The organism is Promicromonospora vindobonensis (assembly GCF_042685865.1).
Taxonomy (GTDB): Bacteria; Actinomycetota; Actinomycetes; order Actinomycetales; family Cellulomonadaceae; genus Promicromonospora; species Promicromonospora vindobonensis.
Genome location: NZ_JBHUOG010000002.1, coordinates 1,319,689 through 1,346,042, shown reverse-complemented (window position 1 = coordinate 1,346,042; position 26,354 = coordinate 1,319,689). Strand labels below are relative to the sequence as shown.

Below are 26,354 nucleotides of genomic sequence, written 5' to 3'. Positions count from 1 at the left end.
TCCGCCCTGGCAGTGCCCGTGCTGCGGACCTCCGCGCGCGACGGGGCACCACCGCATCGAAGGAACGTCTGCCACCCATGAGATTCAGCTTTCCGCCCGGCGGTCAGGATCGCTCCCGGCTCACGTACGTGCCCAGGCCGGGCCTGGTGATCGCGGTTCTCGCGTTCGCAGGTATGGGGGCGTCGTTCATGCAGACGATCCTGCTGCCGATCCAGTCGGAGCTGCCGCTCCTGCTGGGGGAGTCCCGCGACGTCACCGCCTGGGCCATCACGGTGACGCTGCTGGTCGCGGCGATCTGTACGCCCATATCGGGGCGGCTCGGTGACATGTACGGCAAGAAGACCGTTGCGCTCGCCCTGCTCGGCCTGCTCGTCCTCGGCTCGGTCGTCGCCGCGCTGTCGTCGTCCGTGGTGCTCCTGATCGTCGGCCGCGGCCTGCAGGGCATGGGCATGGGCGTGATCCCGCTCGGCATCTCGATCCTGCGCGACGTGCTGCACAAGGAACGGCTCGGGTCGGGCATCGCGATGGTCAGTGCGACGCTCGGCGTCGGCGGTGCTCTCGGCCTGCCGATCAGTGCGTTCGTGACCGAGCACTACGACTGGCACGTCATGTTCTGGGTGGCGGCAGGGATCGGTCTGCTCGCGCTGGTGCTGGTGGCCTGGATCGTGCCGGCCAGCACGATGCGGGCGGGCGGGAAGCTCGACGTGGTCGGCGTGATCGGCCTGGCCGTCGGCCTGACGGGGGTGCTGCTGGCGGTCTCGCGGGGGAACGACTGGGGGTGGGGGTCACCCCGCACGCTCGGGCTGCTGCTCGGCGGCCTGGCCGTGCTCCTCGTGTGGGGCTGGTACGAGCTGCGGATCGACGCTCCGCTCGTGGACCTGCGGGTCACGGCGCGGGGCACCGTGCTGTTCACCAACCTCGCCTCGATAGCGATGGGCTTCGCCCTGTTCGCGTCGCAGGTCGTGTTCCCGCAGCTGCTCGAGCTGCCGGCCGAGGCGGGCGGGCTGGGGCTCAGCCTGATGCAGGCGAGCCTGATCCTCATGCCCGCCGGTCTGGCGATGCTTGCGATGTCGCCGGTCGCGGGCCGGCTCGAGCACCGCTTCGGCCCCAAGCCCCTGCTGGCGGCGGGGTCGGCCATCATCGCGCTCTCCTACGTGATCGCCGTCGCCGTCGACCTGGAGGTGTGGCACGTCCTGGTGGTCAACATCGTGGTCGGCATCGGCATCGGCCTGGGGTTCGCGGCCATGCCCGCACTGATCATGCAGGTCGTGCCCGCGCGCGAGACGGGCGCGGCGAACGGGCTCAACACCCTCATGCGGTCCCTCGGCACGACGTCGGCCGCCGCCGTCGTGGGCGGTGTGCTCGCCGCGGGAGGTGCCGAGCTGGACGGGGTGCCGGTGCCGTCCGACGACGCGTTCCGGACCGCTTTGCTGTTCGGCCTCCTCGCGGCGCTCGTGTGCACGGTCCTTGCGCTGCTCATCCCGCGGCCGAGGCTCGGGGAGGACGAGCGCCCCTCGTTGCCGGACGGGGTCCTGTAGCGCGGGTTCCGACCCGTGGCGTGGCTCCGGCGGCTCGGGGGGTACGGGGGAGACGCCACGGATTCGGAGTGTGTTGCTGTGCGTAGACGTTGTCGACTCCGGGCAACAGGGGTCCGGGACCAACTGTTTCCCGGACACGAGTGTCGCCCGGGACGGGGTCAGCCCGGCAGGGCCACGTCCATCACACAATGACCCTGCGCGGACAAGAACCTCCACGCGATCCGTGGCAGGCTGGGCGCCATGTTGAGAACGACTATCGTTCGCGGAGCGTGCTGACGTGGCCGACCTGCTGATGATCGAGAGCTGGCTCCAGTCCACCGGCCTGATGCTCCCGCCCCTGCTGCACGAGGGCGGCCACCGGTACGTCCTGGTGACCCGCGACCCCGACCTGTACCGCCTGCCCGGCGGTGAGCCGCATCCCGTGCTGGCGCTCGCCGCCGAGGTGGTCGTGGCCGAGACCAACGACGCCGCCGCCCTGCTCGCCGCGGCTCGCGCGGTGGCGGCCCGACGGCGGATCGACGGCGTGCTGACGACCTGCGACTACTACCTGCCGGCGGTCGCGCTGGTCGCCGAGGACCTGGGCCTGCCCGGTGCGCCTGCTGACGTGCTGCGGACCGCTACGCGCAAGCACCTGGTGCGCCAGGTCCTTGCGGCCGCGGGGGTCCCGGACGTGCCGTTCGCGGTGGCCGCGACCTGGGACCAGGCGCACAAGGCCGCGGCCGACCTCGGCTACCCGCTGGTGGTCAAGCCGGTCGACATGAACTCCGGGACCGGCGTGCGCAAGGTGGCCGACGAGGCAGGGCTCGCCGTGGCGTTCGCCGAGGCGACCGCGCCCGAGCGCAACACCAGGGACCAGCCGCTGGAGCGGCTCGCGCTGCTCGAGCGCGTGCTGGAGGGGCCCGAGTACAGCGTGGAGTCGGTGACCCGGGACGGCGTCACGCGGGTGCTGGGCATCACCGCGAAGTCGGTGGCCGAGCCGGGCGTCGAGGGAGGTTCCGGGTTCGTCGAGTCGGGGCACCTGTTCCCGGCCCCGCTCGCGCCCGACGAGCGCGACGCGATCGAGCGCCACGTCGTGCGGGTGCTCCGCGCCGTCGGGCTCACGCACGGGATCAGCCACACGGAGGTGCGGGTCACCGCGGGCGGGCCCCGGCTGATCGAGCTGAACCCACGCCAGGGCGGCGGCTACATCTTCGAGCTGGTGCGCCTGGTGACGGGCTTCAACCCGCTGCAGGTCCTGGTGGACCTGGCGCTGGGCCGCGAGCCGGTGCCCGGTCCGGCGGTCGCGGCGAGCGCAGCGGTCACGTTCCTGCTGCCGGCGTCCGACGGCGTCGTGCGCGAGGTGCGGGGCGCGCAGCGCCTGGCCGACGACGACCGCGTGCTCAGCCACGAGACGCCGTCGGCCGGTCGCGTGGTGCGGCCGGGGGACAACAACGAGCGGATCGGCCACGTCCTGGTCGGGGACCCCACGGGCCAGCAGGCGAAGACGTGGTCCGACGCCCTGGCCTCAAGCCTGGACATCGTGGTTGTGGGCGTGACCGTTGCGGCTAAAACGGACGCATAGCCGCAACGATCACGCCCACGACAAACGCCCCGGCGCTGTGCGCGCCGGGGCGTCTGTCGTCCCGCGGGGTCGTCCCGCGGGGTCGTTCTGCGGGTGCGGGCGGTGTCAGTCCGGGACGACCAGTCCGCGCCGGACGGCGGGAACCAGCCGGGCCGGGACCTTGACCTGGCGCCCGTCCACGGTGGTCGCGAGGACGAGCTCAGGCACCTGGGCCGTCCACTGCGAGCGGCGGGACCGCGTGCGCGACCGGGACATCTTTCTCTTGGGGACCGCCACGGCGGCCTCCTTTCTGTCGGCGCTCCGTCGGGAGCGCTGAGGTCAGCGCTCCTCGCGGAAGTCCACGTGCTGGCGGGCCACGGGGTCGAACTTGCGCAGGACGAGCCGGTCGGGGTCGTTGCGCCGGTTCTTACGGGTCACGTAGGTGAACCCGGTGCCCGCCGTCGAGCGCAGCTTGATGATCGGCCGGAGGTCTACGCGCGAGGCCATCAGTTACCGCCCTTGCTGTCGTCGGTGTTGCTGGTGCTGTTGCCGTGCTTGGCGTACCGCTGCCGGAACTTCTCGACGCGCCCTGCGGTGTCGACCACGCGGGCCGAGCCGGTCCAGAACGGGTGGCTCGCGCTGCTGATCTCGACGTCGACCACGGGGTAGGTGTTGCCGTCGGACCACTCGATGGTGGCCGTCGGGCGCCCGGGCCCGGAGTCCGTGTCGGCCGCGAGCGTGGAGCGGGTGAGGAACGTGAATCCTGCGCTCGCGTCCCGGAACACCACGGGGCCGTAGGTGGGGTGGATGTTCTTCATGACTGGCTCCTCTCGCTCAGCCCTGGCGCGCCTTCCAGCGCGGGTTGAGCTTGTTGATCACGAACGTCTTGCCGTGCCGGCGCACAACCTTGGCGCCGGGCTTGCTCTTCAGGGAACGCAGGGACGCGCGAACCTTCATGTGCCACTCCTTCGATGTTGAACCTGACGCCGGGTGCCTCGCCAGCCGGCGGTCACCAGCTGGACTTCGTCACCCCGGGCAGCTCGCCCCGGTGCGCCATGTCGCGCAGCCGGATGCGGGACAGGCCGAACTTGCGCGAGTACGCACGGGGCCGGCCGTCCACGACGTCGCGGTTGCGCAGCCTCGTGGGGCTCGCGTCACGCGGCTGCTTGGCCAGCTCGCTGACGGCGGCGGCGCGCACCGTGGGGTGCAGCTCCAGGTTGCGGATGATGCCCCGCAGCTCGGTGCGTCGCTCGGCGTAGCGGGCGACGACCTCGCGGCGCCGGGCGTCGGCGGCGATCTTCGACTTCTTGGCCATCAGACCTTCTCCCCTCGGGCGAGGATCTGGGCCACGACCACGTCGATGCCCCGGCGATCGATGGTCTTGATGCCCTTGGCACTCACGCGCAGCGTGACGTTGCGGCCGAGCGACGGAACCCAGTAGCGCTTCTTCTGGATGTTCGGGTTGAACCGGCGCTTGGTGCGCACGTGGGAGTGCGAGACCGAGTGGCCGAACCCCGGCACGGTGCCCAGCACCTGACATCTGGCTGACACATGACCTCCTGTTGCGACGGACTGGCCGCCGCTGGTGAGAACCATTCTCATATCGCGCTACAGTGAACCAGAACTGAGAACGGTTATCAATTATTCCGGGCTGGCCAGGCCGGTCCCGGGCGAGGAGGCAGCATGTATCGAACCGGAGACAGCCGCGGAATCATCCCGGTGAGCGTCCTGGCCACCAGCGACCCCGTGCTGCGCGACTCCGCGCTCTTCGGCCTTCTCATGGACGCCCCAGGAGTCGTCGCCGTACGGCACGACATCCACACCGACCACCTCCGGCGCGTCGTTCTCGACGCCACCGGCGTCATCGAGGACGTGCTCGTGCCGCTCGAGCACGCCTGCCTCTCCTGCGCCGTCCGCGAGGACGCCGTCCCCACCATCGCCCGCCTTGCCCACGACGACCGCTGGACCCACGTCCTGCTCGCCCTCCCCGTCAGCGCCGAACCCCTGCCCGCCGCCCGCGCCCTCGCCGCCGCGGCCACGCCAGGCGGCACCCTCGAGCACACGCGCGTCGCCACCTCCTTCACCATCGTCGACACCGACGCGCTCCAGCAGGACCTCTTCGGCGACGCCACCCTCGTCGAACGCGGCCTCGAGCTCACCGCCGACGACGAACGCTCGGTCGGGGAGGCGCTCGCGGCGCAGATCGAGCAGGCGGACCTGGTGGTCGTCGGCGGGAGCGAGCCGCTGTCAGCGACGACGTCAGGCCTGCTCGACCGCCTGCGCGGTGCCGGGACGCGCCGCGTCGACGGCCTGCACGCGCTGTCGGAGGCAGACCTCGCGGCCGCCACGCACTCGCCGGCCCACGCCGAGCGCAGGGCCCACCCGCTGGGCGCTCGCGTGATCAAGGGTCAGGGCGGCGCGCCGGGTGACCGGAGCTGGACGCTCGAGCTGCGCTCGCCGCTGCCGTTCCACCCGGAGCGGCTGCTGGACCGCATCGAGGAGCTGAGCACGGGCGGCCTGCGGGCCCGCGGCGTGTTCCATGTCGCCGACCGGCCCGGCCTCGCCTGCCTGTGGGACGGCGCGGGCGGGCAGCTCGCGGTCGCCGACCTGGGTCCGTGGCTGGAGGTCTGTGCGGGCACGGCGCCGCACACACGGATCGTGGTGGTGGGAGTGGCCGACGACCGGCAGCAGCTGCGCGAGGCGTTCCATGCCGCGCTGTGCACGCCCGACGAGCTGGCCGCCGGCGTCGAGTGGCTGTGGCGCGAGGATCACCTGGCGCCCTGGCTGGGCGCGCGAACCGTCTGATCCCTCAAAGGGTCAGCGGGGGCAGAGGTAGGCGGCGGCCCGTGGGCGGACGCCGGCTGGGTCGGTCCAGCTCGCCGGGCCCGCTGCCACGCGTACCCAGCCGAGCCGTTCGTACAGGCGGATCGCGGGGCCGCCGTCGTCCACCACGTCGAGCACGAGGCGGCGACCGCGCCTGGCCGGCATGTCCTCGGCCCGCTCCAGGAGGGCGGCGGCCACCCGTGTGCCGCGCGCCGCCGGGGTGACGAACAGGCGGCTCACCCCCGCGAGCCCCGTCACGGGGACACCGGCGGCCTCGGCCAGCTCCGCGGCGAACTCGACCTTGCCGCCGTCGATGAGCATGACGTGGCCGACGATCTCGCCGTCGGCCAGAGCCACCCAGCCGTCGATCGTGCCGGGAGGCGTGAGCCAGGCGGTCGGGTCGTCGGGCCAGACCATCGGGTAGCCGTCGCGCTCATGGACCAGCCACAGCGCCTCTGCCACCCGGTCGAGGTGGGCGGCGTGGCGCGGGGCGATCAAGAGGTCGGGCACGGGGCTCAAGGTATCCGACGTCGGAGGTGCTGGCGCTCGGCGGTTCGGGACGGGACGGATGTCTCCGGGTTCGTGCCTATTTTGCTGTCTGACCTGTGCGTTCTCCCTTATTCTGACTCTTCGGGAATGCCGTTCATGTCGGGCAGGAGAGGTGCGTATGAGGCCGTCTGATTGGTCTCCGGTCGGTTTGGATGCCGATCCCACTCCGGGTGATCCGGTGCTGGTCCTCTCGGGTGGGCAGGAGTATCTGGAGGTCGCTGAGTCGATCGACAGTGCCGCCTCCTCGATGTCCCGGTTGGACGTGGACGGGACCATCTCCCAGGCGGTGGACGCGTTGATGGCGACCAAGGAAGACACCATCGGCGAGGTTCGTAAGGCGCACGGCCGGTACGTCGCCGCCGGCGAAGCCCTGGTCGGGTACGCGTCTTCCCTGGAGCGGGTGCAGTCCGAGACCCTGGCCGCCCTGGACAAGGCGCGCGATGCGCAGGATCAGGTGCAGGCCGCGTCGGGGTCCAAGGACCGGTGGCAGGACCTGGCCGACAGTGCGAAGGACGAGACCGAGAAGCGGGAGTACGAGCAGAAGGCCGAGCAGGCCGGCGGCGACGCGGACCAGGCCGCCGGGATCATCTCCTCGGCGAAGTCGACGGTGGAGTCCGCGGTCTCGGACCGGGACCGGGCGGCGGAGCATGCGATCGACCGGATCGAGGAGATCACCTCCTCCGACGACCTGAACGACGGGTGGTGGGACAACTGGGGTTCCAAGCTCGTCGCCGCGATCGCGGACATCGCCGACATGATCTCCACCATCGCCGGGATCCTCGCGATCATCGTCGCGTTCATCCCCGTGGTCGGTACCGCCCTGGCCGGGGTGCTGATCGTGATCGCCGCGGTCGCGGCGATCGTCAGCGCGGTCGCGAACATCACGCTGGCCGCGACCGGTGAACGGTCCTGGGCCGAAGCCGGGCTCGCGATCGCGGGCGCCGCTCTGTCGTTGATCGGGCTGGGTGCTGCGGCGAAGGCTGCGACCGGGCTGGCGAAGGGGATCAGCAAGGGGGCCCTGGGCAAGTCGTGCAAGTTCGGGTTCGGCAAGTGCTTCGTCGCCGGGACCCTGGTCCGCACTCCCGACGGCGACCGTGCGATCGAGGACGTCCGGGTCGGCGACAAGGTGTGGGCACGTGACCTGGCTACCGGCACGGACGAGCTGCAGCTGGTCACTGAGACCTTCGTGCGGACCACCACCGAGCTGCTCCACCTGACGGTCAACGGGTCCGTGGTCTCGACCACGGCGGAGCACCCCTTCATGGTCCACGGACGCGGTTGGCTGGACGCCGCGTTCCTCAAGGTCGGCGACCTCCTGGTCACCCCGGAGGGGACGACGGTCCCGGTCGAAGCCATCGAGACAGAAGTCCGGGACGAGGCGGACGCGGAGACCGTCTACAACTTCCACGTCGAGACCCACAGCAACTACTACGTCCAGGCAGGCAACACGCCAGTCCTGGTCCACAATGCTGGCCACCAGGCGCCCTACTCTCCCATTCGCAAGGGTGGCGCGACTCCTCGATCGATGAAGACGACTGCTACACCGGGCAATCCGAAGTACAAGCCCCTGGACCGGCACAACCGGGCGACCGGGATCGAGGCGAAGCTGAAGAAGCCGCTCAACGGCGAACCGACAAACCCGAGCAGGACGCCGGCGGGCTACGACTCCGCGAAGCATGAGAACGGCCACCTGTTCGGTGCACAGCTCGGCGGGGCGAACGACAACATCAGGAACTTCGTCCCGGAGTTTCCCGCTGTCAACAACTCCTGGCAGAAGGGGATCGAGAACGAGGTCAAGCGGGTGCTGAAGACCGCGCCCGACGGCACCGAGATCACCTACAAGGTGACGCCCAAGTACAAGGGGTCGGATCCCGTGCCGGTCGAGATCCACTTTCGTGCCGACGGAACGAACGGGTACAAGCTCGATGTCGTCCTCGAGAACAAGCCCGACCTTCAGAACTACGGCGACATCCGCGATGCTGTGGGCCTGACGAAGGATGACAACGGACTGCGATTCGGATCGATGGGGAAGTGACGATGAATACGAACATCGAACAGCTGACAGAGGCCGGGAACCTGGTTCCGAGTGGCACGGCCTTCGACTGGGCGGGCGCCGAGCGCCAGATCGAGGCTCCGATACCTGTCGACTACCAGAAGCTGATCGACGCCGGCGGCGACGGGGTCTGGTTCGACTACATCCGGCTCTATGCACCGGATGCCCGGTACCAGGACCAGAACCTTCTCAAGGCACCCGGTGTCTTCAACGAGCTCCAGGCGTTCTGGGAGGACGGGGACACGGAGCCGCCGGAGGACTGGGTCGACGACGACCGACTGGTCGTCTGGGCCGGAACGGGTAACGGCGAGCGCCTCTACTGGAGGCAGTCACCGAACGTGAGCGCCGAGCAGTTCCCGGTCTATGTCGCAGACGCTGACGGTGACCGCTGGGAGCGGTTCGACATGTCTGCCACCGACTTCCTCGTCGGCGTCCTGACCGGCGAGGTGCGCAGTGCGTTCTTCTCGGAGACGTTCCTGCGTACCGACAGGGTGTTCCGGCGCTACGACGCCTGACTTCTGCGAGGGCGTTCAGCCCCGCCGGAAGTGCCCTCGTTCCACGGCCCGGCGGATCGCTGTCCGGTACCCCTCTGGCAGGTCCAGCGTGGCGGCCTCGCCGGGCGTGACGAGCACCAGCTCCTTGTGCTCGTCGCTGTAGGCGGGCGTGGCATCGCCGTCGTACGTCGCGAGGAACGTCACGACGAAGACGTGGCGGTCCGGGAACACCCGGTAGACCCAGGTGTGGAAGGGCTCGCCGACGGCGGCGTCCCAGGCGAGCTCCTCCCGGATCTCGCGGGCGAGGCACGCGGCGGGCTCCTCGCCCGGCTCGAGCTTGCCGCCGGGGAGCTCCCACTCGTCGCGCTCGTTGCGCAGGAGCGGGAGCCGGCCCTTCCAGCCGATGACCGCCTTGAGCGAGACCGGGAGCTGGTACTCGAAGTAGCCGGCGTCGCGCTCGATCAGGTAGGGCTCGCCGGGGGAGCGGGGGTTGAGCATCGTGCTCCTGTCACCTTTCGTCGGGTCGCTGTCGCTGCGCGCTGGCCCCATCAGGATTCCAGACGGCCGGCCTGGAGCCCGCCTGGGTGACGGCGGCCCGGCAGTCTGCTGAACAGCACATGAACGTGCACCACTTGCGCTCAATGCAAGTGAGTTTGCATCTAGCGTGACGGCGTGCTCATTACACAGCTGGTCAAGGCGGGTGGCGATCGGCTCACCGCCACGGACCGTCGGCTCGTCGCCGTGCTGCAGGCTCAGCCAGCGGAAGCGGCGTTCTGGTACGCGGCCGAGCTGACCGAGCCGCTGGGGCTGCACCAGTCCGCGGCGACCCGGATGGCGCAGCGGCTGGGTTTCGACGGCTACCCGCAGCTGCGCGACGCGCTCCGGCAGGACTACCTCGCCGGCGACGGACCGTCGCAGCGGGTGCGCGGCCTGCTCGAGCGGCATCCGGACGACGTGCTGCGCGGCTTCGTCGACGACGAGGTGGCGGCCCTCTCCGCGCTGCCGCAGCACGTCACCCAGGCCGAGCTGGACGACCTTGCCGCCCGGATCGTGGCGGCCGGGCACGTCTACCTGTTCGCCCACGGGAATGCCGCAGTGCTCGCGGACCTGCTCGCTCGGAGGTTGCGCCGGTTCGGCAGGCGCTCGACGTTGCTCACCGGCGCCGATCGCGAGCTCGCCGAGCGCCTGTCCGCGCTGCAGCCGGGAGACCTGCTGCTCGCCTGCGCGTTCCGGCGCGTGCCGTCCGCGCTGCCCCCGGTGCTCGAGATCGCTGCCTCGGGTGGCGCTCTCACGGCGCTGATCACCGACACCCTGCTCACTCTCACCCCGCAGCCCGACGTCATCCTCGCCGCGCCTCGCGGCGGCGACGACTACCTGTCGCTGACGGTGCCGATGGCCATCGCCAATGCGCTCGTCCTGACGATCGCGCGGCAAGCCCCCGAACAGTCCATCGGCTCGCTGGACCACCTCGGCGCGCTCCTCGAGCGCTTCGCCCGCTGACCTCCCACGTACGACCCGCCCGGCGTGTGCCGGGCAACGACAGAACAGGATCACCCATGCCCGCTCTCCGTACGCGTGTCCGTCCCGCGCTGGCGGCTCTGCTGCCTCTCACCCTCTGCTTCGGCCTCGCTGCCTGCACCACTCCCGGTGCCGGCGCGGGCACCGACGACACGACCGACTGGGGCTCTCTCGGTCATGACGAGCTCGTCGAGCTCGCACAGGAGGAAGGGCAGGTCGTCGTCTACGCGTTCACCAGCCGCATCGCCGCCATCGAGGAGTCGTTCGAGGCCGAGTACCCCGGCATCGACGTCGTCGCGAGCGACATCTCCTCCAGCGAGCTGATCACCCGGCTCGCCAGCGAGCATGCTGCCGGCACCAGCACGGCCGACGTCGCCTATGTCTCGGACGCTCCCGTCGTCGTGACGGAGCTGCTCGCCGACGGGGTGCTCGTCCCGTACCTGCCGGCCCGCCTCGCCGACGCCCTGCCCGAGGAGTACCGGGAGCCGCTCGTCGCGAACCGCCTCTCCACCAAGGTGCTCATGTACAACGAGGAGGCGCACCCCGACGGATCGCCGGTCTCGAACCTCTGGCAGCTGACCGAGCCGAGCTGGGCAGGCAAGGTCGTGCTGGTCGACCCGAACGTGCGTGGCGACTACCTCGACCTCGCGACCGAGCTGTCGCTCCGCGCCGACGAGATGGCCGCCGCCTATGCCGACCAGTTCGGCGAGGAGCTCGTGCTCGACGACGGCGTGCCTGACGCGGGGCTGCAGTTCCTCAAGGACCTCTACGACAACGAAGCGGTGCTCGTCGACGACACCGACACGGTCAACGCCGCCGTCGGCGTCGTCGGTCAGGACGACCCGCCGGTCGGCTTCACCTCGTACTCCGACCGCCGCGACAACGAGGACGAGGACTGGGCGCTGCAGGTGGCCTCGGGCGTCGCCCCGTCCAACGGCATCGTCTTTCCCGCCTACCTCGGCGCGACCGCGAACGCCGCCAACCCGGCCGCCGCGCGACTGCTCATCGACTACATGATGGGCGACGACACGGAGACGGGCGGCACGGGCTTCGAGCCGTTCTACGTCGCGGGCGACTACCCGACCCGCAGCGACGTCACACCGCCGGCCGACGCCCTCCCGCTCGAGGAGCTGGGGGCCTGGCAGATCGATGCGGAGACCTCCGCGGAGCGCCGTGGCGCCGTCGCCGACTTCCTCCTGACCATCCAATGACGTTCGTCGCGCGCACGAGCGCGGCGACGCGCCGGCCGCTCACGTGGCTGACCGTCGCCGTGCTCGCCGTCCTGATCACGCTCGTCGCGCTGCCCTTGCTCGGTCTGGTGCGCGCGACCCTGTCCGACGGCGCCGGTCACACCTGGTCCGAGGTGCTCGCCAGCCCCATGTCGAGCGCGCTGTTCTGGGAGCCGCTCGGCGGATCGCTCGTCGTCGGCCTCGGCACCGGTCTGCTGTCCACCCTGCTCGGCGCGTTCCTCGCCTGGGTCGTCGTCATGAGCGACGTGCCAGGACGCAAGGTGATCGGGGTCTTCGCCACGATCCCGTTCGCGCTGCCCAGCTTCGCGATCGCGCTCGCCTGGGAGAGCGTCTTCCGCAACGACCACATCGGCGGGAGCCCCGGCCTGCTCACCTCGCTGGGCCTGGCCGTTCCCGACTGGCTCGCCTGGGGCCCGGTGCCCGTCGTGCTCACGCTCGCCGCGCACTACTACTCGCTGAGCTTCGTGGTCGCAGCGGCCGCTCTGGCCAACGTCGGTGGGGACCTGGTCGCCGCGGCCGAGCTGACGGGCGCGTCCCGGCTCCGGGTCGCGGTGCGCATCGTGATCCCGGCCGTCGCACCCGCCGTCGTGTCCGGATTCCTCCTCGCGTTCGCCGAGGGCGTGTCGAACTTCGCCGTGCCGGCTCTGCTGGGCCTGCCGGTCCGCTTCCAGACCCTCAGTACGAGGCTGTACGGCGCGATCTCCACCGGGGACGAGGTGCGCGGGTACGTCCTGTCGATCCTGCTCGTCCTGGTGGCGGCCGTCATCCTCTTCGCCGGCAACCGGATCACCCGCAACCGCTCGTACTCCACGATCACCGGCAAGGCGGCCCGGGCCCGCACCACCCGCACGGGCGGGTGGCGTCTGCCGCTGGCCGTCGCGGCCTGGGCGATCGTGGCGGCCACGGCCATCCTGCCCGGCATCGTCCTTGCGGTGAGCACGGTGCTGCGGCGCACCAACAGCCTGGACGGTGGGCTGACGCTGCACTACTGGACGGGGGCCTCCGATCCGTCGATCTCGCAGGGGATGCGCGGCATCCTGCGCGACCCGATCGTGGTGCAGGCGCTCGGCGGCACGATCGGTCTCGGCGTGGCCGTCGCGCTCGGTGCGGTCCTGATCGGCGCTCTCGCCGCGTACGTCGTGCGGCACCTGCCTGGTGCCCCGCGCGTCAAGAGCCTGATCGGGCTGCTCAGCTACGTGCCCTTCCTCATCCCCGGTGTCGCGCTCGGTGCGGCGTTCATCGCCCAGTTCGGCGCGCCCGTCGGACCGTTCGGATCGCTCTACGGCACGTTCGCGATCCTCGTCCTGGCCGGGATCGCCGCCAGCCTGCCCTTCGCCTTCCAGACGGCCACCACCTCGTTCGGGCAGGTCTCTGCCGAGCTCGACGAGGCAGCGGTGCTCACCGGTGCGTCCGGTCCGCGCCGGTTCGGGCGGATCACCGTGCCGCTCGTCTCCCGGGGGCTCGCCAACGGGGGAGTGCTCGTCTTCGTGACCATGGTGCGCGACCTCTCCGTGGTCGTGCTTCTCGTCACGCCGGCCACCCCGCTGCTGTCGATGATGACCTTCCGGTACGCCTCGGAGGGCTTCACGCAGCAGGCCAACGCCATCACCCTCATCATCGCCGTCATCTCCGTCGCAGCAACCCTGCTCGCCCGGCGACTCGGCGACCGCACCGACCGGAGCACCTCGTGACCACCATCAGCATCCAGGGCCTCGGCAAGAGGTTCGGTTCGTCCGCCGCCGTCCGCGACATCTCGCTCGAGGTGCCCTCCGGCGCGTTCGTCGTGCTGCTCGGACCGTCCGGCTGCGGCAAGACCACGACGCTGCGCATGCTCGCCGGCCTCGACGAGCCGACGAGCGGCGTCATCCGGTTCGGCGACCGTGTCGTCGCCGACGGCGGCAGCGCCTACAGCCTCCCGCCCGAGAAGCGCCACCTCGGCATGGTGTTCCAGAGCTACGCGCTGTGGCCCCACATGACCGTGCGGCAGAACATCGAATGGCCGCTCTCGGTGGCCGGGTGGTCCCGCGCGGAGCGCACCGCGCGGGTCGACGAGGTCCTGGCGTCCCTCGAGATCACGCAGCTGGCGGACCGCTCGCCCGCGCAGGTCTCGGGCGGGCAGCAGCAGCGTGTGGCGATCGCTCGCACCATCGCCCCGCGACCCGAGGTGGTCCTGTTCGACGAGCCGCTGTCCAACCTCGACGCCCGGCTCCGCGTCGAGACCCGCGCCGAGCTCGGACGGGTGCATCGCGAGAACGACGCCACGAGCGTGTACGTCACGCACGACCAGGTGGAAGCCCTCGCCCTCGCGACCCACATCGCGGTGATGAACGACGGACGGGTCGAGCAGTTCGGCACACCGGCGGAGCTGCTGGAGCGGCCCGCGACGGCGTTCGTCGCCTCCTTCCTCGGCAGCCCTCCAGCCGTGCTCCTGTCCGGCCATGCCGACGCCGGGTCCTTCGTGCACCGCGGGGTCCCCATCGCGGCGGTTCCCGCCGGGTCGTCGCCCGCGCACGCGATGTACCGGCCCCAGGACGTCATGCTCGATCCCGAGGGAACCTTCCCGTTCGAGATCGTCGAGTCCACGCCGGCCGCCGGCGTGCACCTCGTGACAGGGCATGTCGGGTCCGGCCACGAGCAGCGTGACCGGATCACCGTGGTCAGCGACCGGTCCGCGATGCCGGGGGAGGCGACACGGCTGCGCCTCCCGGATGTCCCGGCCGCGCTGTTCCACGCGGAAGGCGGGCGGCTGTGAACCCGGGGGACCGGACGAGTCCGGGCGTGACCACGCTGCTGCTGGTTCGCCACGGAGCAACGAGCTGGACCCACGACCGGCGCCTCCAAGGGCGCACCGACATCGACCTGTCCGACACCGGCCGTAGCGACGTCGCGGCGCTCGGCCCCGCGATCGCGGCCTGGGCGCCTCGGTCCCTCGTGGTCTCTCCGCTGCGCCGCACCCGCAGCACCGCCGCACTGCTCTCCACGGCACTGCGCGATGCGGGAGTCGGCAGGGCGCTCGAGCCCGTGATCGAGGACGGCTGGACCGAGCACGGCCTGGGGGAATGGGAAGGGCTCACGCCCCACGAGATCGGCGACGACTACGCCCGCTGGCGCGCCGGCGCGATCATCCCGCCCGGCGGCGAGTCTCGGGAGAGCATCCGGGCCAGGGTCGTCGCCGCGGTGACGTCGACGGCGGCAGCGCCAGGTCCGGTGCTCGTGGTCACGCACGGCGGCACCATCCGCGCCGTGCTCGCCGCGTGCGTGGGGCTCACCGCCGAACGTCTCGAGCCCGTGGCGGCGCCGAGCCTCACGGTGCTCGACGTCCCCACGGCAGCCGCACCGGACAACGGACCGAGCGGTGTGGACGGAGCGCGGCTGCGGCACTTCAACATCCGGTGACCGGGGCGCGGGCCGGGCGGTGTGGCTCGACGCCGCACGCAGGCCGTGCTCGTCGAGCAGTGCCTTGAGCTCCTCGACCGGCAGGTCGTACGGCTGGCTGTACAGCTCGACGTTGCTGAACCCGGCGTCGGCGACCTCCCCGAGCACCCGGTCCAGGCCCGGTGCGGCACCTTCGGGTGTTGACGCCGTCGCCGCCGGTGCGGCCACGAGTGCGCCGAGGGCCATGGTCGCGGCCATCGTGGTCGCCTTCGGCGTGGACCGGGCGAAAATGACCTCGACCCGTGGCGACGGGGCGTGCCAGGGTCCTCCCATGCTGATCGCTTCCGAGCAACGCCTCCTCGACGCGGCGCTCGACACCGCTTCCCGCCTCCCGGCCGACGGCAGCTACGTGAACACGGTCGCGTCCGCCGTCATGGACGTCCGCGGCGACATCTACACCGGTGTGAACGTCGGCCACTTCACGGGCGGCCCGTGCGCCGAGCTCGTCACGCTCGGGGTGGCGGCGGCCGCAGGTGCCGGCCCGATCGCCCTGATCGTCGCGGCCGGTGACCAGAACCGCGGCGTCATGCCCCCGTGCGGACGATGCCGCCAGGTGCTGCTCGACCAGCAGCCGGACTGCCGCGTCATCGTGCCGGACGGCGATGAGGCGTCCTCCGTCCCGGCCCGCGAGCTGCTCCCGTACCCGTCCCGGCACCCGGACGCGGACCCGCCGCGCCTGCTGCGGTTCTCTCCGGGGCACTGGGAGAACGTGGTCGACGGCGTCAAGACCGCGACCACCCGCTTCAACGACCCCTCCGCGCCGGGGCCGGCCACCTTCCTGTTCGACTTCGACGACCGGTACCGGTCCCTGCCCGGCGTCGTCGAGTCGGTCGAGCAGGTCCGGTTCGCCGACATCACCGATGCGCAGGCCGCCCAGGAGGACTGCACCGCCGACGAGCTGCGCAGCGCCCTGCGGACGTACTACTACCCCGACATCGTCGACGACGACATGGTCGACTTCGTGCGCTTCCGGGTCGCCTGAGCTCGTTCCGGTTCAGCAGGATCGACCGGGCCGTCGCCGGCCCGTGACCACCGGGCCAGCGCCGCGATCGCCACGACGTCGAGCACCACCACGCACCGCTCCACCAGTCCGAGCGCCCCGTCGCTGAGCGTCCCCGGTTCGCTGCGGGCCAGCAGGACGACCGCGAACGGCACCACACAGGCCACGATGAGACCGGCCACGACGCCGACCGTCGTCGCGTGCGCCCGCCAGCGGTCCTCACCGCGGTGTCGCCACCACAGCAGCGCGCAGAGTGCGGGGAGGCTCACGAAGTTCACGACCGTGCAGACCAGGTGCACGGTGCCGTACCAGGTGGCCGCGCTTCCGGCGGGGTCCTTGAGGAACACGGTCAGCCCGAGCAGGCTGACACACCACAGCGCCAGGAGCGTCGTCGCGACGGGCCGGGAGCGCAGGAGCCCGTCGCGCACCCAGTGCGCGCCCAGCAGGACGACGGCGACGTTCGCGCCCAGCAGCGCCAGCGTGTACGCCACGCCTGCCTCCACGGTGCGCACCGGGTACTCGGACATGAGGTCGCGGACCGGATGGACGCCGCCCGATCCGGGGACGACGTGCACGCAGACCAGGGTCAGGAGCGCCGCTCCGGCGAGGTAGAGCGCCGGCCTCGGGAGCGGGCGTGACGATCTGATCTCCATGGTTCGAACGTAGGTTCCGGGCGCCTCGGCCCGGAATGGTGCACGCCGCCGCGGACGAGTGGGGCTGTCCCCCGTCCGGCGCCGGTTGCGCCGCCCGTGGCGGTCGCGCCGGCCACTCGCTGAGCGGCCGGCGCGACCGGTCAGCCGGTCAGCCGGTCAGCAGGATGCGGCGCAAGTCAGCGGTCCCGCCCGTTCGTCCCGCTGAAGAGTCCCTGGACAGCGGCATCGTCCAGTGCGCGGCCGAAGATGCGCAGGTCGTCCACCGCCCCGGTCAGGTACGGGTGCTTGGGGCTCTGGGACTTGCCCAGGTAGTTGTGCTGGGTGGCGCCGAGCAGCAACGGCGACATCTGCAACGCCGCGTTGTGGCCCCGCAGCGAGCCGTCGAGGTAGAACCGTCCGCCGTCCGGGCCCAGGGTGACGGCGACGTGCGTCCATCGCGCCTCGGGCAACGGGCCGTCGGCGTCGATGAAGTCCTCGCGCTCCATGCCCGAGAGCTTGAGGGCGACACGCGCCCGGTTGGCTCCGGTGCGCACGTTCAGGAAGAAGTAGCTGTTGGGGTTGAACCCGAAGTTGAAGACGTGCGAGTTGTTGACGAGCACGTCCACCCGGGTCCAGACCGAGACGGTGAGCTCCTGGAGCCCCGACAGCAGGCCTTCCGGCAGCCGCACGTGCCCACCGGCGCCGTCTAGCAGGACGGCGTTCCCGCCGCCGCGCGGTTCGCGCACCGCGCCGTCGACGAGTTCGGCGTCCGCCCGACGGCGTCGTGCCTCGCGTGCCGTGCCGTCGCGCTCGTCGAAGCCGTAGCTCGCGATGACCTTCGGTCCCTGCTTCTTGGGCGGGACCGCCCAGTACACGTTGTAGTGCTCGTGGTGCACGTCGAGGAACGGTGAGAGCACCACCTGTCGCCCGTCGACGTCGAGGGTGTAGTCGTGGCCGCCCCGCGGCAGCAGGGTGCCGGGGTCGACGACCGGGATCGTCGGCAGGGGGTCGGTGCCCATCCGGCCGGCCAGCACCAGCGGGCCATAGGTGGCGGCCTGCACCGCCGGGTTGTCCGGCGCGGTCAGCCAGGTGACGTCCATGGGGAGCTGGACCTCGACCCGGTCGCCGCGCTGCCAGGAACGCTCGACGGTGACGTAGCTTCCGCCGGTGGACCGTTCTTCGACGCGCCCGTTGACCTTCACGACCGCCGCGTTGCGCCCCCGGACCCAGGACGGGATGCGTAGCTTGATCGCGAACCGGCCGGACGTCTCGACGTCGAGCACCACCCGTTCGTCGTACGGGTAGCTCGTCCGCAGACGCAGGGTGCCGTCGCGCCAGCGCAGCTCGGACGGGATGTAGAGGTTGACCCAGACGGCGTCGGGCTCGGTGAAGTAGATGCTGTCCGCGAACTTCGTGTGGGTCTCCATGCCGGAGCCGTGGTCGCAGGAGAAGTTGTCGTGGTCGCTGCTGTAGGAACCGGGGGCGCTGTCGAGGCCCTCCTTGCCCTTGCGGCTCGAGGTGGCGGACAGCCCGGTGTAGTAGGTGACGAAGCCGTGCTCCGAGTCGGGGTCCTGCTCACCGAGCATCTGGTTCAGCAGGGTCCACTCGATGTAGTCCATGTAGTCGGAGCGGCTGGGGTCGAGGAGGAACAGGCGCCGCGAGAGCTTGATCATGTTGTAGCTGTTGCAGTTCTCGCAGGAGTTCTCGCCCAGGAAGCTCGCCACCTGGTCCGGCTCACCGAAGAACTCCGCGTTGCTGTTCCCGCCGATGACGTAGCTGTGGTGGTGGACCACCTGGTCCCAGAAGAAGGACGCGATCTTGCGGTAGCGGGTGTCGCCCGTCGCCACGTACTCGGCGACGGCGCCGACCGCCTTGGGGATGTCGGTGTTGGCGTGGCGGCCGCTGAGCACGTCGCGCCCCTCGGCGAGCGGGTCGTAGAACACCGCCTCGTCGAAGAGCTGCGCGAGCCGGAGGTGGTCGGGGTTCTTCGTGATGGCGTAGAGATCCGCCAGCGACTCGTTCATCCCGCCGAACTCGATCTTCAGCACCCGCTGCCGGTGGTCGTCCGCCAGGGGTGTCATGCGGGCGTCGACCCAGGACGCGATGCCCTCGGCAACCGTGAGCGCCTGCTCGTTCTGCAGGTGGACGTACTGGTCGACGAGCCCGGCAAGGATCTTGTGGATCGTGTAGTACGGCGCCCAGAAGTTACGGCCGGCCTCGATGCCGACGAACGCCTCCTCAGGGAACGCCGAGAGGTAGCCGGACGTGTAGCCGGCGGCAGGGCTCGCGGCCTGGCAGGTGGCGAGCTCCGCGACCAGGTAGCGGCTCTTGGCGGCCAGGTCGGCGTCGCCGGTGTTCGCGGCGGCGAACGCCAGCCCGGACAGGAGGTGCCCGGTCGAGTGCCCACGGAGCTGGACGTCGGGGGCTTCCCAGCCGCCCAGCGGCTCAGCGGAGCTCGGCAGCCCGACATTGGTCCGGAACGTGTGCAGCATGCGGTCCGGGTCGACGAACCGCAGGTATGCGACGGTGCGTTCCATGTTCTGCCGGTAGCGGCTGTCGAGCAGCGCCACGTCGCGGAGCGACACCTCGGAGAGCCGTCCGGCCGGCACCACCCGCTGGCCGGGCTGCGGAGAGACGGCGCTGTCGCGGCCGAGGGCCGAGGCGGGCGCTGAGGTCAGGGCGATCGCCGCGGCGGCGAGCCCTCCCACCTGCAGAATCTGTCGCCGATCAGGTCCGGACCGAGTGGGCAGAACACCATGCATGCTGGCTCCTTCGTCGTCGAAGAGAAACATCGCCATCGATGTGAGCGCTAACATACGGGCGTGGATCGCCAGTTCGCAAATGGGGCAGCCTGGACAGCCTCGGGCCGGCCCGGCTCCACGCCAGGGTGGAGGAGGGCCGGCACCGGTCAGGGGCGGGCCGAGATCTGCTGGACCCCCCAGGCGTTGCCGTCGGGGTCGGTGAAGAAGCAGAACCCCACGTTGTCGAGCGGCTCCGGCGTGGGGGACGGGTTCTCGCCGAGAACCTGGACGTCGCTCACCTCGACGCCCCGTTCGGCCAGCTCGGCCTGAGCCTTCGTGACGTCGTTGACGACGAGCTGGAGGCCCTTGAGCGATCCCGGCGTCATCGGCGGCACGACTCCCTCGCCGATCACGATCGAGCATCCCGAACCGGGCGGCGTCAGCTGGACGATGCGCCGGCCCTCGCCGATCTTCGTGTCGTGGTCGACCTGGAAGCCGAGCTTGTCGCTGTAGAACTCCTTGGCGCGGTCGACGTCGGACACCGGGACGACGACGACTTCGAGTGTCCACTTCATGGCTGCTCCTCCTGCGGGTGGGTGACGCTGGGCTGGATGACGTCGGGCTGGATGACGTCGGGCTGGATGACGTCGGGCCGGATGGCTCGGGGGTGGGCGATCTCGGTGAGGGCTGCGTCGAGCCGGTCGTACGACTGGCCGACGCCTCGGGTCATGGGGTACCGGAGCGTGATCTCGCGCGCCTCCGGCGACGGGTAGAGCAGGTGGCTCGTCAGCGTCGTCGTGCCGGCAGCCTCGGTGAGGCTGTGCGCCACCAAGGTCTCGCCGGGGTAGGACTGGTCGTCGAACGTCTCGGTGTAGATGAGCCGGGACGGCCGCTCGACCTCGCGGTACGTGCCGGACTGGGCCATCTCGGCGCCGTCGGGGCCGCGGGAGACGAACCGCCAGCGGTCGCCGACGCGCAGGTCGACCGTGCAGTCGGCGAGCCGCCAGCCGCGCGCGCCGTACCACCGGGCCAGCAGGTGCGGTGTGGTCAGCGCGTCGAAGACGAGGCCGGCGGGGGCGTCGAACGTCCGGGACATCACGATCTCGCGGTCGCCCGGTGCGGTGATGTGCAGGCGCTGGTCGGTGCTCATGCCCAGCCGTCCGGTGGGGGAGCGGCCGCCTCGTCGTCGGGCGTGCTCTCCCCGGCGGCCGGAGGGCCGGTGGCGGCCGTGGCGTCGGCGTCGGCCGTGAGGTCGGCGAGCAGCGCGTCGAGCTGCTGGTAGCTCTCGCCCCAGTAGTCGCGGTAGTTCGCGAGCCACGCGGTGGCGTCGCGCAGCGGCCCAGCTTCGAGGCGGCACGGTCGGCGTTGCGCCTCCCGGGTCCGGGTGACGAGTCCCGCTCGTTCGAGCACCTTCAGGTGCTTCGAGATGGCGGGCTGGCTGATGGCGAACGGCGCGGCCAGCTCGGTGACCGTCGCGTCACCCGCGGCGAGCCGGGCGACGATGGCGCGGCGCGTCGGGTCGGCGAGGGCTGCGAAGGTGGCGTCGAGCCGTTCAGCGGTCGCGGTGCTCATAACCATCTAGTTTCATAACCATATGGTGATGGTTGCTCGCTCGGGTGCGACCTGTCAAGGGGGCATCCATGGCCGGGGCATCATGAGCCACATGAACGACGACGCCACGATCGAGTCCGTACGCGACCGGCTTCGCGACTTCGCGGTCGCGCGCGACTGGGGCCAGTTCCACACGCCCAAGAATCTCGCGATGGCGCTCGGCGGCGAGGTCGGTGAGCTCCTCGCCGAGATGCAGTGGCTGACCGACGACCAGGTCCACGCGAAGCTGGCCGACCCCGAGTCCCGGAACGGGATCGAGGAAGAGTTCGCCGACGTCTTCCTGTACCTGGTCCAGCTCGCCGACATCTGCGGCGTGGACCTGATCCAGGCGGGGCACGCGAAGATCACGAGGAACGACGGGCGGTTCCCGCCGTCGTCGGAGGAATCCTGAGCTCGTCGCACAGGCGCGACGGGGTGGGCCGCGCCGACGACGCCCCCTGGCCGGGATGGCCAGGGGGCGTCGGCACTGCAGAGGGCTATGACCTGAGAGCGACCGTCACTCGGTGACCTCGAAGGTCACCGACTCGGTGAACTCCCGGCCATGCACGTCCGTGGCGGTCACCTCGGCGGTGTGCGCACCGACAGCCAGGTCGGAGGGCAGCTCCAGCCGCCACAGGTGCATGGTCCGCTCCACGAGGCCGCCCCCGTGGGGAAGCGTCTCCAGGTTGGCCGTCGGGTCGGACCACTCGGCGCCGATGCGCACGTCCTCGCCCCGCAGCTGCTGGGTGCGCTCCGCCTCGACGGGGCTGCCGCCGTCGACCCGCACCTGCACGGTCGACCCGGTGGAACCCATCCAGAAGTTGGTGGTCAGCCAGGTCCCGGCGAGCTCGTCCCTGGACACGGAGAGCGGCTCGGCCAGCTCGGGCGCCGAGCCGACCTTGCTCCTGTTCGCGGTGAACCAGTCGCGGTACCGGGGGGTGTTGAGCCCGAGCGACAGCTGGTGCGCGCCGTCGTCACCGCGGACGGTGTAACGCTCGGTGATCTCCGTGTTCTTGATGTCCAGGGTGAGCACACCAGGAGGCGTCCCGTCCCGCTGGACGGAGGTGGGGTAGCCGGCGTCGAGCTGCCGACCCGCGTACCAGTGACCCGAGACGGCCCCGACGGTGAGGTGCGTGAACGGGAGGCCGTCCTCGCCCAGCAGGTCCTTCCACCCCGCCATCAGGTCGCCCTCGCGCAGGTTCTCCGACATGTGGGTGTGCCCACCGAGCGAGATCACCTCGCGACCTTCGAGGATGTCGTAGATCTCCTGCAGCTGCTTGGTGCGGTGCGAGTCGCTGTACCAGAACTCCAGCAGCGGGCTGTGCCCGGCCAGCACGATCGCGCGGTCCTCCGGCACGGCCGCGATGTCGTTGCGCAGCCACTCGAGCTGCCGCTCGCCGAGGCCGTAGGTGTAGCTGCTCGTGGTGCCCGGGTACTCGATCGTGCTCAGGGCCACGACGTGCGCCTTGCCGGCGTCGTAGGAGAAGTACTCCGGGCCGAGCTGGGCGCGGAAGGTGTCGAAGTTGTGCTCCCGGGCCGGGGAGTCGAAGTCGAGGTCGTGGTTGCCGGGGAGGAACCGTGCCGGACCGTTGAGCGTCCCGGTCAGGTCGCGCGTCTCGTCGAACATCGACAGGTCGTCGCCCACCACGTCGCCGATGAAGAGGGCGCCGCAGCCGGCGTAGTCGTCACGCTCGGCCAGGTCGGCGAAGACGCCTGCCCTGGCGTACTCGGCTTCCTTGGCGTTGTAGGTCTGCACGTCGGCACCGATCGCGCAGTGCTGCTCGGGTGTGCGCGTCTCCGTGCTGGCGGTGAGCGGGAAGTTCAGCTCGTCCGGTACCGGGCCGGTGGGCTCCAGGCCGCCGTAGCGCAGCTCGGGGGAGCCGGCGGGCAGGTGGTGGTAGTGGAACTGGGCGACATTGTCGTCGTCGACCGGCACCTGGTAGCCACGGGGCTGCGTGACGAAGACGGTCATGTTGTCCTCGACCGGCAGCTCGTAGCGGCCCTTGCTGTCGGTGGTGGTCACCGCACGTCCGTTGGACACCGAGACGCCGGCGAGGCCGCGCTCGTTCCCGTCCTGGTCCGAGCTGCGGTTCCGGTCCACGAAGACGGTGCCCGTGACGGTCTTCCGGTCCGCGTCGGAGCCCTCGAAGACGTCGACGCCACCGCGGTAGGCGGTCTCGTTCCAGCCCTCCGTGGCCGACGACGCCTGCGGGGCCGTGCTGTTCGCGGGTGCGGCACTGCTGGCCACCGGTGCCAGCAGAGCGCCGGACAGGGTGACGATCAGGGCGCCGACGCCCAACCGAGCCGAACGTGGGGGGCGGGGGTGCGATCCGGACAGCGGATTCACGGGGACCTCCTCGATATAGCGTGGCCGGCCCGTACGGCCGGCAGGTCGCACTCTGACGATCACGCGTGAACCCGACCCGGCTTTCTGTTGATTGCTGGGTGAATTTGACCTGTCAGACTGCCCGGATGTCGTTCAGCAAGATTTCGCTGGAGGGCCGGCTGACGGTGATCGCCGGCCCTCGGCCGCCGTCAGACGAGGGCTTCTGCTCGGACCGGCTACAGGTCTTGCACTGGCGCGTCGATGGACCTTTCGGCGACGACGGAACTCACCTCCACCGGGCGAGCGACGAGGTCTACGTCGTGCTGGAGGGCGCCATCGACCTGGAGATCGATGGATCGCGGATCACGGTGGGGGCCGGGGAGGCGGTCACCGTCGGTGCGGGCGTCTCCCATGCTCTGGTCGCTGTTCAGTACCCAGCACGGGGCCTGACCATTCGCGGTCCCGCGATCGACGACAAGGTGGTCACCGAGGGACGTTCTGTGTGAGACAGCTCGGCGAGGGCGGTAGTGCGCTCACTGAGAGTCGCGTAGGCCAGCCATGCCACCCCTTCTTCGCGCGGGAAACATAACGCCAGTGAGGCGGGTCCCGCCGGGAGCAAATCCGGTCGTCACACCAATACGGCGCGTCCGAATGACCTGCACATTTGCGCGTACCGATCTGAGTACTGTCAGAACTGCGCCGTGGGGGTTCGGAACGGACGGACGCAAGGCCACCCTGGCAACGAGCTGCAGTTCGTCCGGGCCCGCTGAGGTTGCGTGTACAGGCCTTGTCCCCGACCGTCCTGTCAAGAATCGGGGGGCGATCACATCTGGGTCGCTACGGCGATGCCAAGCAGTTCTTGGCGGTGGACAGGCCGGTCAGTGCTTTCCGGTTGTCCCAGCGTCTGCCCAGGTGAGCCACTGATCGAACGGCTCGATGGCAGCGACGGCTGGGTCGACCGTTCGTGCTCCGAGCGCGAAGTCTGCCGCGAGCTTCCTGAGCATCTGGAGTAACGGACCGTGGCCGATGTGCTCAGTCGCCGGATCGGGTACCCACGCGGGTCGGGATGAGCAGGTGATCGTCAGCTTGTCACCGTTCGGCGAGAACCCTCTGCGAGGACCTGGCAGAGCTCGATGACAAGGCTCTCGTAGTCATAGGTCAGGTCGAATGAGTGGCCAGTGTTCTCAAGAGCACCGGAGTCGTACGCGACGCGAAAGGCCATCAGGGTGTCTCCAAGATCGGGTAGGCGTCCTTGATCATTCCTCTGTCATCTTCTTTCCGGCGCCGTGCCTGCTGAACGTGTGTCCGAACGTCGGAGTGCTCTTGGACGACCAGTGCGCTCGATATCGTGCCCGGATGACCGATGCGCCGCGGCCGCTCCTGTTCCTCGACGTCGACGGGACGCTCCTGCCGTTCGGCGGGCCCGGTATGCCGGTGGTCCCGGACGCCCCGGAGCTGTGGACGGCGTCGTCGAACCCGCACCTGGCGCGGGTCGACCGGGGGCTCGGTCCGCTGCTGGCCGGGCTCGGCTGCGACCTGGTGTGGGCGACGGCGTGGATGGACGACGCCAACGAGGTGATCGCGCCGCTGCTCGACCTGCCGCGGCTGCCGGTTGCCGACCTGCCCGCCTACGCCGGCGACATCGGGCACGACCGCCTGAAGTGGAAGACGAAGGCGCTGGTGCGAATCGCGGACGGCCGTCCGTTCGTGTGGGTCGACGACGTGATCGGGCAGGCGGACCGGTGGTTCGTCGAGGCCGAACATCCTGGGGCGGCGCTGTTGCACAAGGTCGACTCGGACGTCGGGGTCACGGCCGACGACCTGGTCGGGATCGCTGAGTGGGTGCGGGAGCTCGAGCGCTGACCCGGAGGCGTCGTAAGGAAGGCTTCCGCCCGACGGCGTCGCCGGCCGGCCAGAACCGGTCCGACGGTGTCGCCGTCACCGGCGGCGCGCTCGGCCGTCCCCGTTCGGTCGGCGTCGGAGCAACCACTGCCAGGCGAGCTGGATGACGAGGGTTGCGGCCGATGCGATGCCGAACGCCGCCCCCGTGCCGAGCGGAACCACCAGCAGCGAGACCAGGAGGCAGAACGACGCGAAGCCGAGCAGGCCGGCCAGGACGCCACGCAGGAGACGTGCCGTCTCCGTCGGGCCACGCTGGGCCAGCGCGAACGCCGCGACCACGCTCGAAGCGATCGGGAACGGCGCGAGCACTCCGGTCATGCCCGGCCCCAGGGCACCCGCCAGGCTGGTGACCACCACCACGAGCAAGGCGGTCGCCGCCGCCCGTCCGGGCAGGTCCCACCACGGCCAGGCCACGACGGGCCGCGAGTCCCACGGACCGCCGTCTGGCGGCATGGCTCGGGACGCGGCCCACATCCCCGCGAGCACCAGCACGAAGCCCACCACGGGTGGCACCGTCAGCCGGGCGAGAGCCAGGTCCGCGATCAGGCACGCGGACCAGGCGATGCCGAGCGAACCTAGCCAGCCCACTCTCCGTGCGCACCATGCGAACATCACCGCGAACAGGGCGAGCGTCAGGAGACCGAGGAGCGCGGACGAGGCAGCGGCGGCCCCGAACCGGGTGCCGTGGTCCAGGCAGGCGATCAGGAGGATCGGACCCGCGACGATCGGCAGCCCCACCAGCACGCCGGTCATCCGGGCACCCCAACGGCGGCCCGCCAGCGACGAGCCGACGACGAGGGCGGGCGCCAGCAGGAGCTTCAGCAGCAGTGTCACGCTCGCACCATAGGTGGTGTCCGGTGCGTGGCCTGGTCGCGCCGCCTGATCCTGTCCTGCACCGACCGGGCGACCTCGCGCTGCTGAGCACGAAACTCGCTCCCCCAGGCCTGTCAGGTGGCACGATGC

At 70.6% G+C, this 26,354-nt stretch carries 29 protein-coding genes; 14 read left to right on the top strand and 15 right to left on the bottom strand.

Annotation, left to right across the window (positions count from 1 at the left end):
- Positions 1 to 77 precede the first annotated feature (77 nt).
- On the top strand, positions 78 to 1,538 hold the full coding sequence (locus ACFS27_RS19305) for an MFS transporter (protein WP_377186060.1): 1,461 nt from the start codon (positions 78 to 80) through the stop codon (positions 1,536 to 1,538).
- 277 nt (positions 1,539 to 1,815) lie between these two features.
- Positions 1,816 to 3,099 carry an ATP-grasp domain-containing protein gene (locus ACFS27_RS19300; protein ID WP_377186058.1) on the top strand — a complete coding sequence of 428 codons (1,284 nt, stop codon included), beginning with the start codon at positions 1,816 to 1,818 and terminating at the stop codon, positions 3,097 to 3,099.
- A gap of 105 nt (positions 3,100 to 3,204) precedes the next feature.
- Here the strand turns inward: ACFS27_RS19300 and rpmF are convergent, their stop codons facing one another.
- From rpmF to rpmB, 6 genes are read right to left on the bottom strand one after another with little or no spacing between them, the layout of a single operon-like run.
- Positions 3,205 to 3,375, bottom strand: coding sequence for a 50S ribosomal protein L32 (gene rpmF / locus ACFS27_RS19295; RefSeq protein ID WP_377186056.1), 171 nt, complete (start codon positions 3,373 to 3,375; stop codon positions 3,205 to 3,207).
- Between the two features lie 42 nt (positions 3,376 to 3,417).
- Complete coding sequence (rpmG, locus tag ACFS27_RS19290) at positions 3,418 to 3,585, bottom strand: 50S ribosomal protein L33 (protein WP_377186054.1); 168 nt, start codon at positions 3,583 to 3,585, stop codon at positions 3,418 to 3,420.
- Positions 3,585 to 3,896, bottom strand: a complete 312-nt coding sequence (locus ACFS27_RS19285) for a type B 50S ribosomal protein L31 (RefSeq protein ID WP_377186052.1) — start codon at positions 3,894 to 3,896, stop codon at positions 3,585 to 3,587. The genes rpmG and ACFS27_RS19285 overlap by 1 nt, the downstream gene beginning before the upstream one ends.
- A 16-nt stretch (positions 3,897 to 3,912) precedes the next feature.
- A complete protein-coding gene (ykgO, locus tag ACFS27_RS19280; RefSeq protein WP_377186050.1) occupies positions 3,913 to 4,035 on the bottom strand; it encodes a type B 50S ribosomal protein L36 in 123 nt (40 codons plus the stop codon).
- Between the two features lie 52 nt (positions 4,036 to 4,087).
- The gene (gene rpsN / locus ACFS27_RS19275; protein ID WP_377186048.1) at positions 4,088 to 4,393 is read right to left on the bottom strand and encodes a 30S ribosomal protein S14; all 306 of its coding nucleotides are present in this window, start codon (positions 4,391 to 4,393) and stop codon (positions 4,088 to 4,090) included.
- On the bottom strand, positions 4,393 to 4,629 hold the full coding sequence (gene rpmB, locus ACFS27_RS19270) for a 50S ribosomal protein L28 (protein WP_108496538.1): 237 nt from the start codon (positions 4,627 to 4,629) through the stop codon (positions 4,393 to 4,395). The genes rpsN and rpmB overlap by 1 nt, the downstream gene beginning before the upstream one ends.
- Before the next feature lie 132 nt (positions 4,630 to 4,761).
- Here rpmB and ACFS27_RS19265 point away from each other — a divergent pair, with 132 nt between their 5' ends.
- A complete protein-coding gene (locus ACFS27_RS19265) occupies positions 4,762 to 5,883 on the top strand; it encodes a GTP-binding protein (protein WP_377186045.1) in 1,122 nt (373 codons plus the stop codon).
- A gap of 12 nt (positions 5,884 to 5,895) precedes the next feature.
- Here the strand turns inward: ACFS27_RS19265 and ACFS27_RS19260 are convergent, their stop codons facing one another.
- Positions 5,896 to 6,411 (bottom strand): GNAT family N-acetyltransferase, encoded by a 516-nt coding sequence (locus tag ACFS27_RS19260; RefSeq protein ID WP_377186043.1) that lies wholly within the window; start codon positions 6,409 to 6,411, stop codon positions 5,896 to 5,898.
- Positions 6,412 to 6,628: 217 nt separating this feature from the next.
- Here ACFS27_RS19260 and ACFS27_RS19255 point away from each other — a divergent pair, with 217 nt between their 5' ends.
- Both ACFS27_RS19255 and ACFS27_RS19250 read left to right on the top strand, forming a co-directional pair.
- On the top strand, positions 6,629 to 8,485 hold the full coding sequence (locus ACFS27_RS19255) for a polymorphic toxin-type HINT domain-containing protein (RefSeq protein WP_377186041.1): 1,857 nt from the start codon (positions 6,629 to 6,631) through the stop codon (positions 8,483 to 8,485).
- 2 nt (positions 8,486 to 8,487) lie between these two features.
- Entirely contained in the window at positions 8,488 to 9,018 is a 531-nt protein-coding gene (locus ACFS27_RS19250) for a hypothetical protein (protein ID WP_377186039.1), read from the top strand.
- A 15-nt stretch (positions 9,019 to 9,033) separates the two neighbouring features.
- Here ACFS27_RS19250 and ACFS27_RS19245 read toward each other — a convergent pair whose 3' ends face one another.
- Positions 9,034 to 9,495 (bottom strand): NUDIX hydrolase, encoded by a 462-nt coding sequence (locus ACFS27_RS19245; protein WP_377186037.1) that lies wholly within the window; start codon positions 9,493 to 9,495, stop codon positions 9,034 to 9,036.
- Between the two features lie 174 nt (positions 9,496 to 9,669).
- Here ACFS27_RS19245 and ACFS27_RS19240 point away from each other — a divergent pair, with 174 nt between their 5' ends.
- From ACFS27_RS19240 to ACFS27_RS19215, 6 genes are all read left to right on the top strand, one after another.
- The gene (locus ACFS27_RS19240; protein ID WP_377186035.1) at positions 9,670 to 10,497 is read left to right on the top strand and encodes a MurR/RpiR family transcriptional regulator; all 828 of its coding nucleotides are present in this window, start codon (positions 9,670 to 9,672) and stop codon (positions 10,495 to 10,497) included.
- Between the two features lie 56 nt (positions 10,498 to 10,553).
- On the top strand, positions 10,554 to 11,726 hold the full coding sequence (locus ACFS27_RS19235) for an ABC transporter substrate-binding protein (protein WP_377186033.1): 1,173 nt from the start codon (positions 10,554 to 10,556) through the stop codon (positions 11,724 to 11,726).
- Complete coding sequence (locus ACFS27_RS19230) at positions 11,723 to 13,456, top strand: ABC transporter permease (protein ID WP_377186031.1); 1,734 nt, start codon at positions 11,723 to 11,725, stop codon at positions 13,454 to 13,456. The genes ACFS27_RS19235 and ACFS27_RS19230 overlap by 4 nt, the downstream gene beginning before the upstream one ends.
- The gene (locus ACFS27_RS19225; protein WP_377186029.1) at positions 13,453 to 14,517 is read left to right on the top strand and encodes an ABC transporter ATP-binding protein; all 1,065 of its coding nucleotides are present in this window, start codon (positions 13,453 to 13,455) and stop codon (positions 14,515 to 14,517) included. The genes ACFS27_RS19230 and ACFS27_RS19225 overlap by 4 nt, the downstream gene beginning before the upstream one ends.
- A gap of 26 nt (positions 14,518 to 14,543) precedes the next feature.
- Complete coding sequence (locus ACFS27_RS19220; RefSeq protein WP_377186027.1) at positions 14,544 to 15,161, top strand: histidine phosphatase family protein; 618 nt, start codon at positions 14,544 to 14,546, stop codon at positions 15,159 to 15,161.
- A 64-nt stretch (positions 15,162 to 15,225) separates the two neighbouring features.
- On the top strand, positions 15,226 to 16,182 hold the full coding sequence (locus ACFS27_RS19215; RefSeq protein WP_377186025.1) for an ASCH domain-containing protein: 957 nt from the start codon (positions 15,226 to 15,228) through the stop codon (positions 16,180 to 16,182).
- On the opposite strand, the gene ACFS27_RS19210 is transcribed toward ACFS27_RS19215, so the two are convergent.
- From ACFS27_RS19210 to ACFS27_RS19190, 5 genes are all read right to left on the bottom strand, one after another.
- Positions 16,125 to 16,853, bottom strand: a complete 729-nt coding sequence (locus ACFS27_RS19210) for a DUF998 domain-containing protein (protein ID WP_377186023.1) — start codon at positions 16,851 to 16,853, stop codon at positions 16,125 to 16,127. The two genes, ACFS27_RS19215 and ACFS27_RS19210, sit on opposite strands and share 58 nt — an antisense overlap.
- Positions 16,854 to 17,029: 176 nt before the next feature.
- Positions 17,030 to 19,540, bottom strand: a complete 2,511-nt coding sequence (locus ACFS27_RS19205; RefSeq protein ID WP_377186021.1) for a beta-L-arabinofuranosidase domain-containing protein — start codon at positions 19,538 to 19,540, stop codon at positions 17,030 to 17,032.
- A 200-nt stretch (positions 19,541 to 19,740) separates the two neighbouring features.
- Complete coding sequence (locus ACFS27_RS19200; RefSeq protein ID WP_377186019.1) at positions 19,741 to 20,148, bottom strand: VOC family protein; 408 nt, start codon at positions 20,146 to 20,148, stop codon at positions 19,741 to 19,743.
- Entirely contained in the window at positions 20,145 to 20,723 is a 579-nt protein-coding gene (locus ACFS27_RS19195; RefSeq protein ID WP_377186017.1) for an SRPBCC family protein, read from the bottom strand. Before ACFS27_RS19195 ends, ACFS27_RS19200 begins: the two co-directional genes overlap by 4 nt.
- Positions 20,720 to 21,151, bottom strand: coding sequence for an ArsR/SmtB family transcription factor (locus tag ACFS27_RS19190; protein ID WP_449301674.1), 432 nt, complete (start codon positions 21,149 to 21,151; stop codon positions 20,720 to 20,722). The genes ACFS27_RS19195 and ACFS27_RS19190 overlap by 4 nt, the downstream gene beginning before the upstream one ends.
- A gap of 85 nt (positions 21,152 to 21,236) precedes the next feature.
- Here ACFS27_RS19190 and ACFS27_RS19185 point away from each other — a divergent pair, with 85 nt between their 5' ends.
- The gene (locus ACFS27_RS19185; protein ID WP_377186013.1) at positions 21,237 to 21,575 is read left to right on the top strand and encodes a nucleotide pyrophosphohydrolase; all 339 of its coding nucleotides are present in this window, start codon (positions 21,237 to 21,239) and stop codon (positions 21,573 to 21,575) included.
- A 105-nt stretch (positions 21,576 to 21,680) separates the two neighbouring features.
- On the opposite strand, the gene ACFS27_RS19180 is transcribed toward ACFS27_RS19185, so the two are convergent.
- Positions 21,681 to 23,510 carry a calcineurin-like phosphoesterase C-terminal domain-containing protein gene (locus ACFS27_RS19180; RefSeq protein ID WP_377186011.1) on the bottom strand — a complete coding sequence of 610 codons (1,830 nt, stop codon included), beginning with the start codon at positions 23,508 to 23,510 and terminating at the stop codon, positions 21,681 to 21,683.
- Between the two features lie 65 nt (positions 23,511 to 23,575).
- On the opposite strand from ACFS27_RS19180, the gene ACFS27_RS19175 reads away from it, so the two are divergent.
- A complete protein-coding gene (locus ACFS27_RS19175) occupies positions 23,576 to 23,995 on the top strand; it encodes a cupin domain-containing protein (RefSeq protein WP_377186009.1) in 420 nt (139 codons plus the stop codon).
- Positions 23,996 to 24,845: 850 nt separating this feature from the next.
- Positions 24,846 to 25,352 carry an HAD domain-containing protein gene (locus ACFS27_RS19170; protein ID WP_377186007.1) on the top strand — a complete coding sequence of 169 codons (507 nt, stop codon included), beginning with the start codon at positions 24,846 to 24,848 and terminating at the stop codon, positions 25,350 to 25,352.
- Between the two features lie 75 nt (positions 25,353 to 25,427).
- On the opposite strand, the gene ACFS27_RS19165 is transcribed toward ACFS27_RS19170, so the two are convergent.
- Positions 25,428 to 26,225 (bottom strand): hypothetical protein, encoded by a 798-nt coding sequence (locus ACFS27_RS19165; protein ID WP_377186005.1) that lies wholly within the window; start codon positions 26,223 to 26,225, stop codon positions 25,428 to 25,430.
- Positions 26,226 to 26,354: the final 129 nt, after the last annotated feature.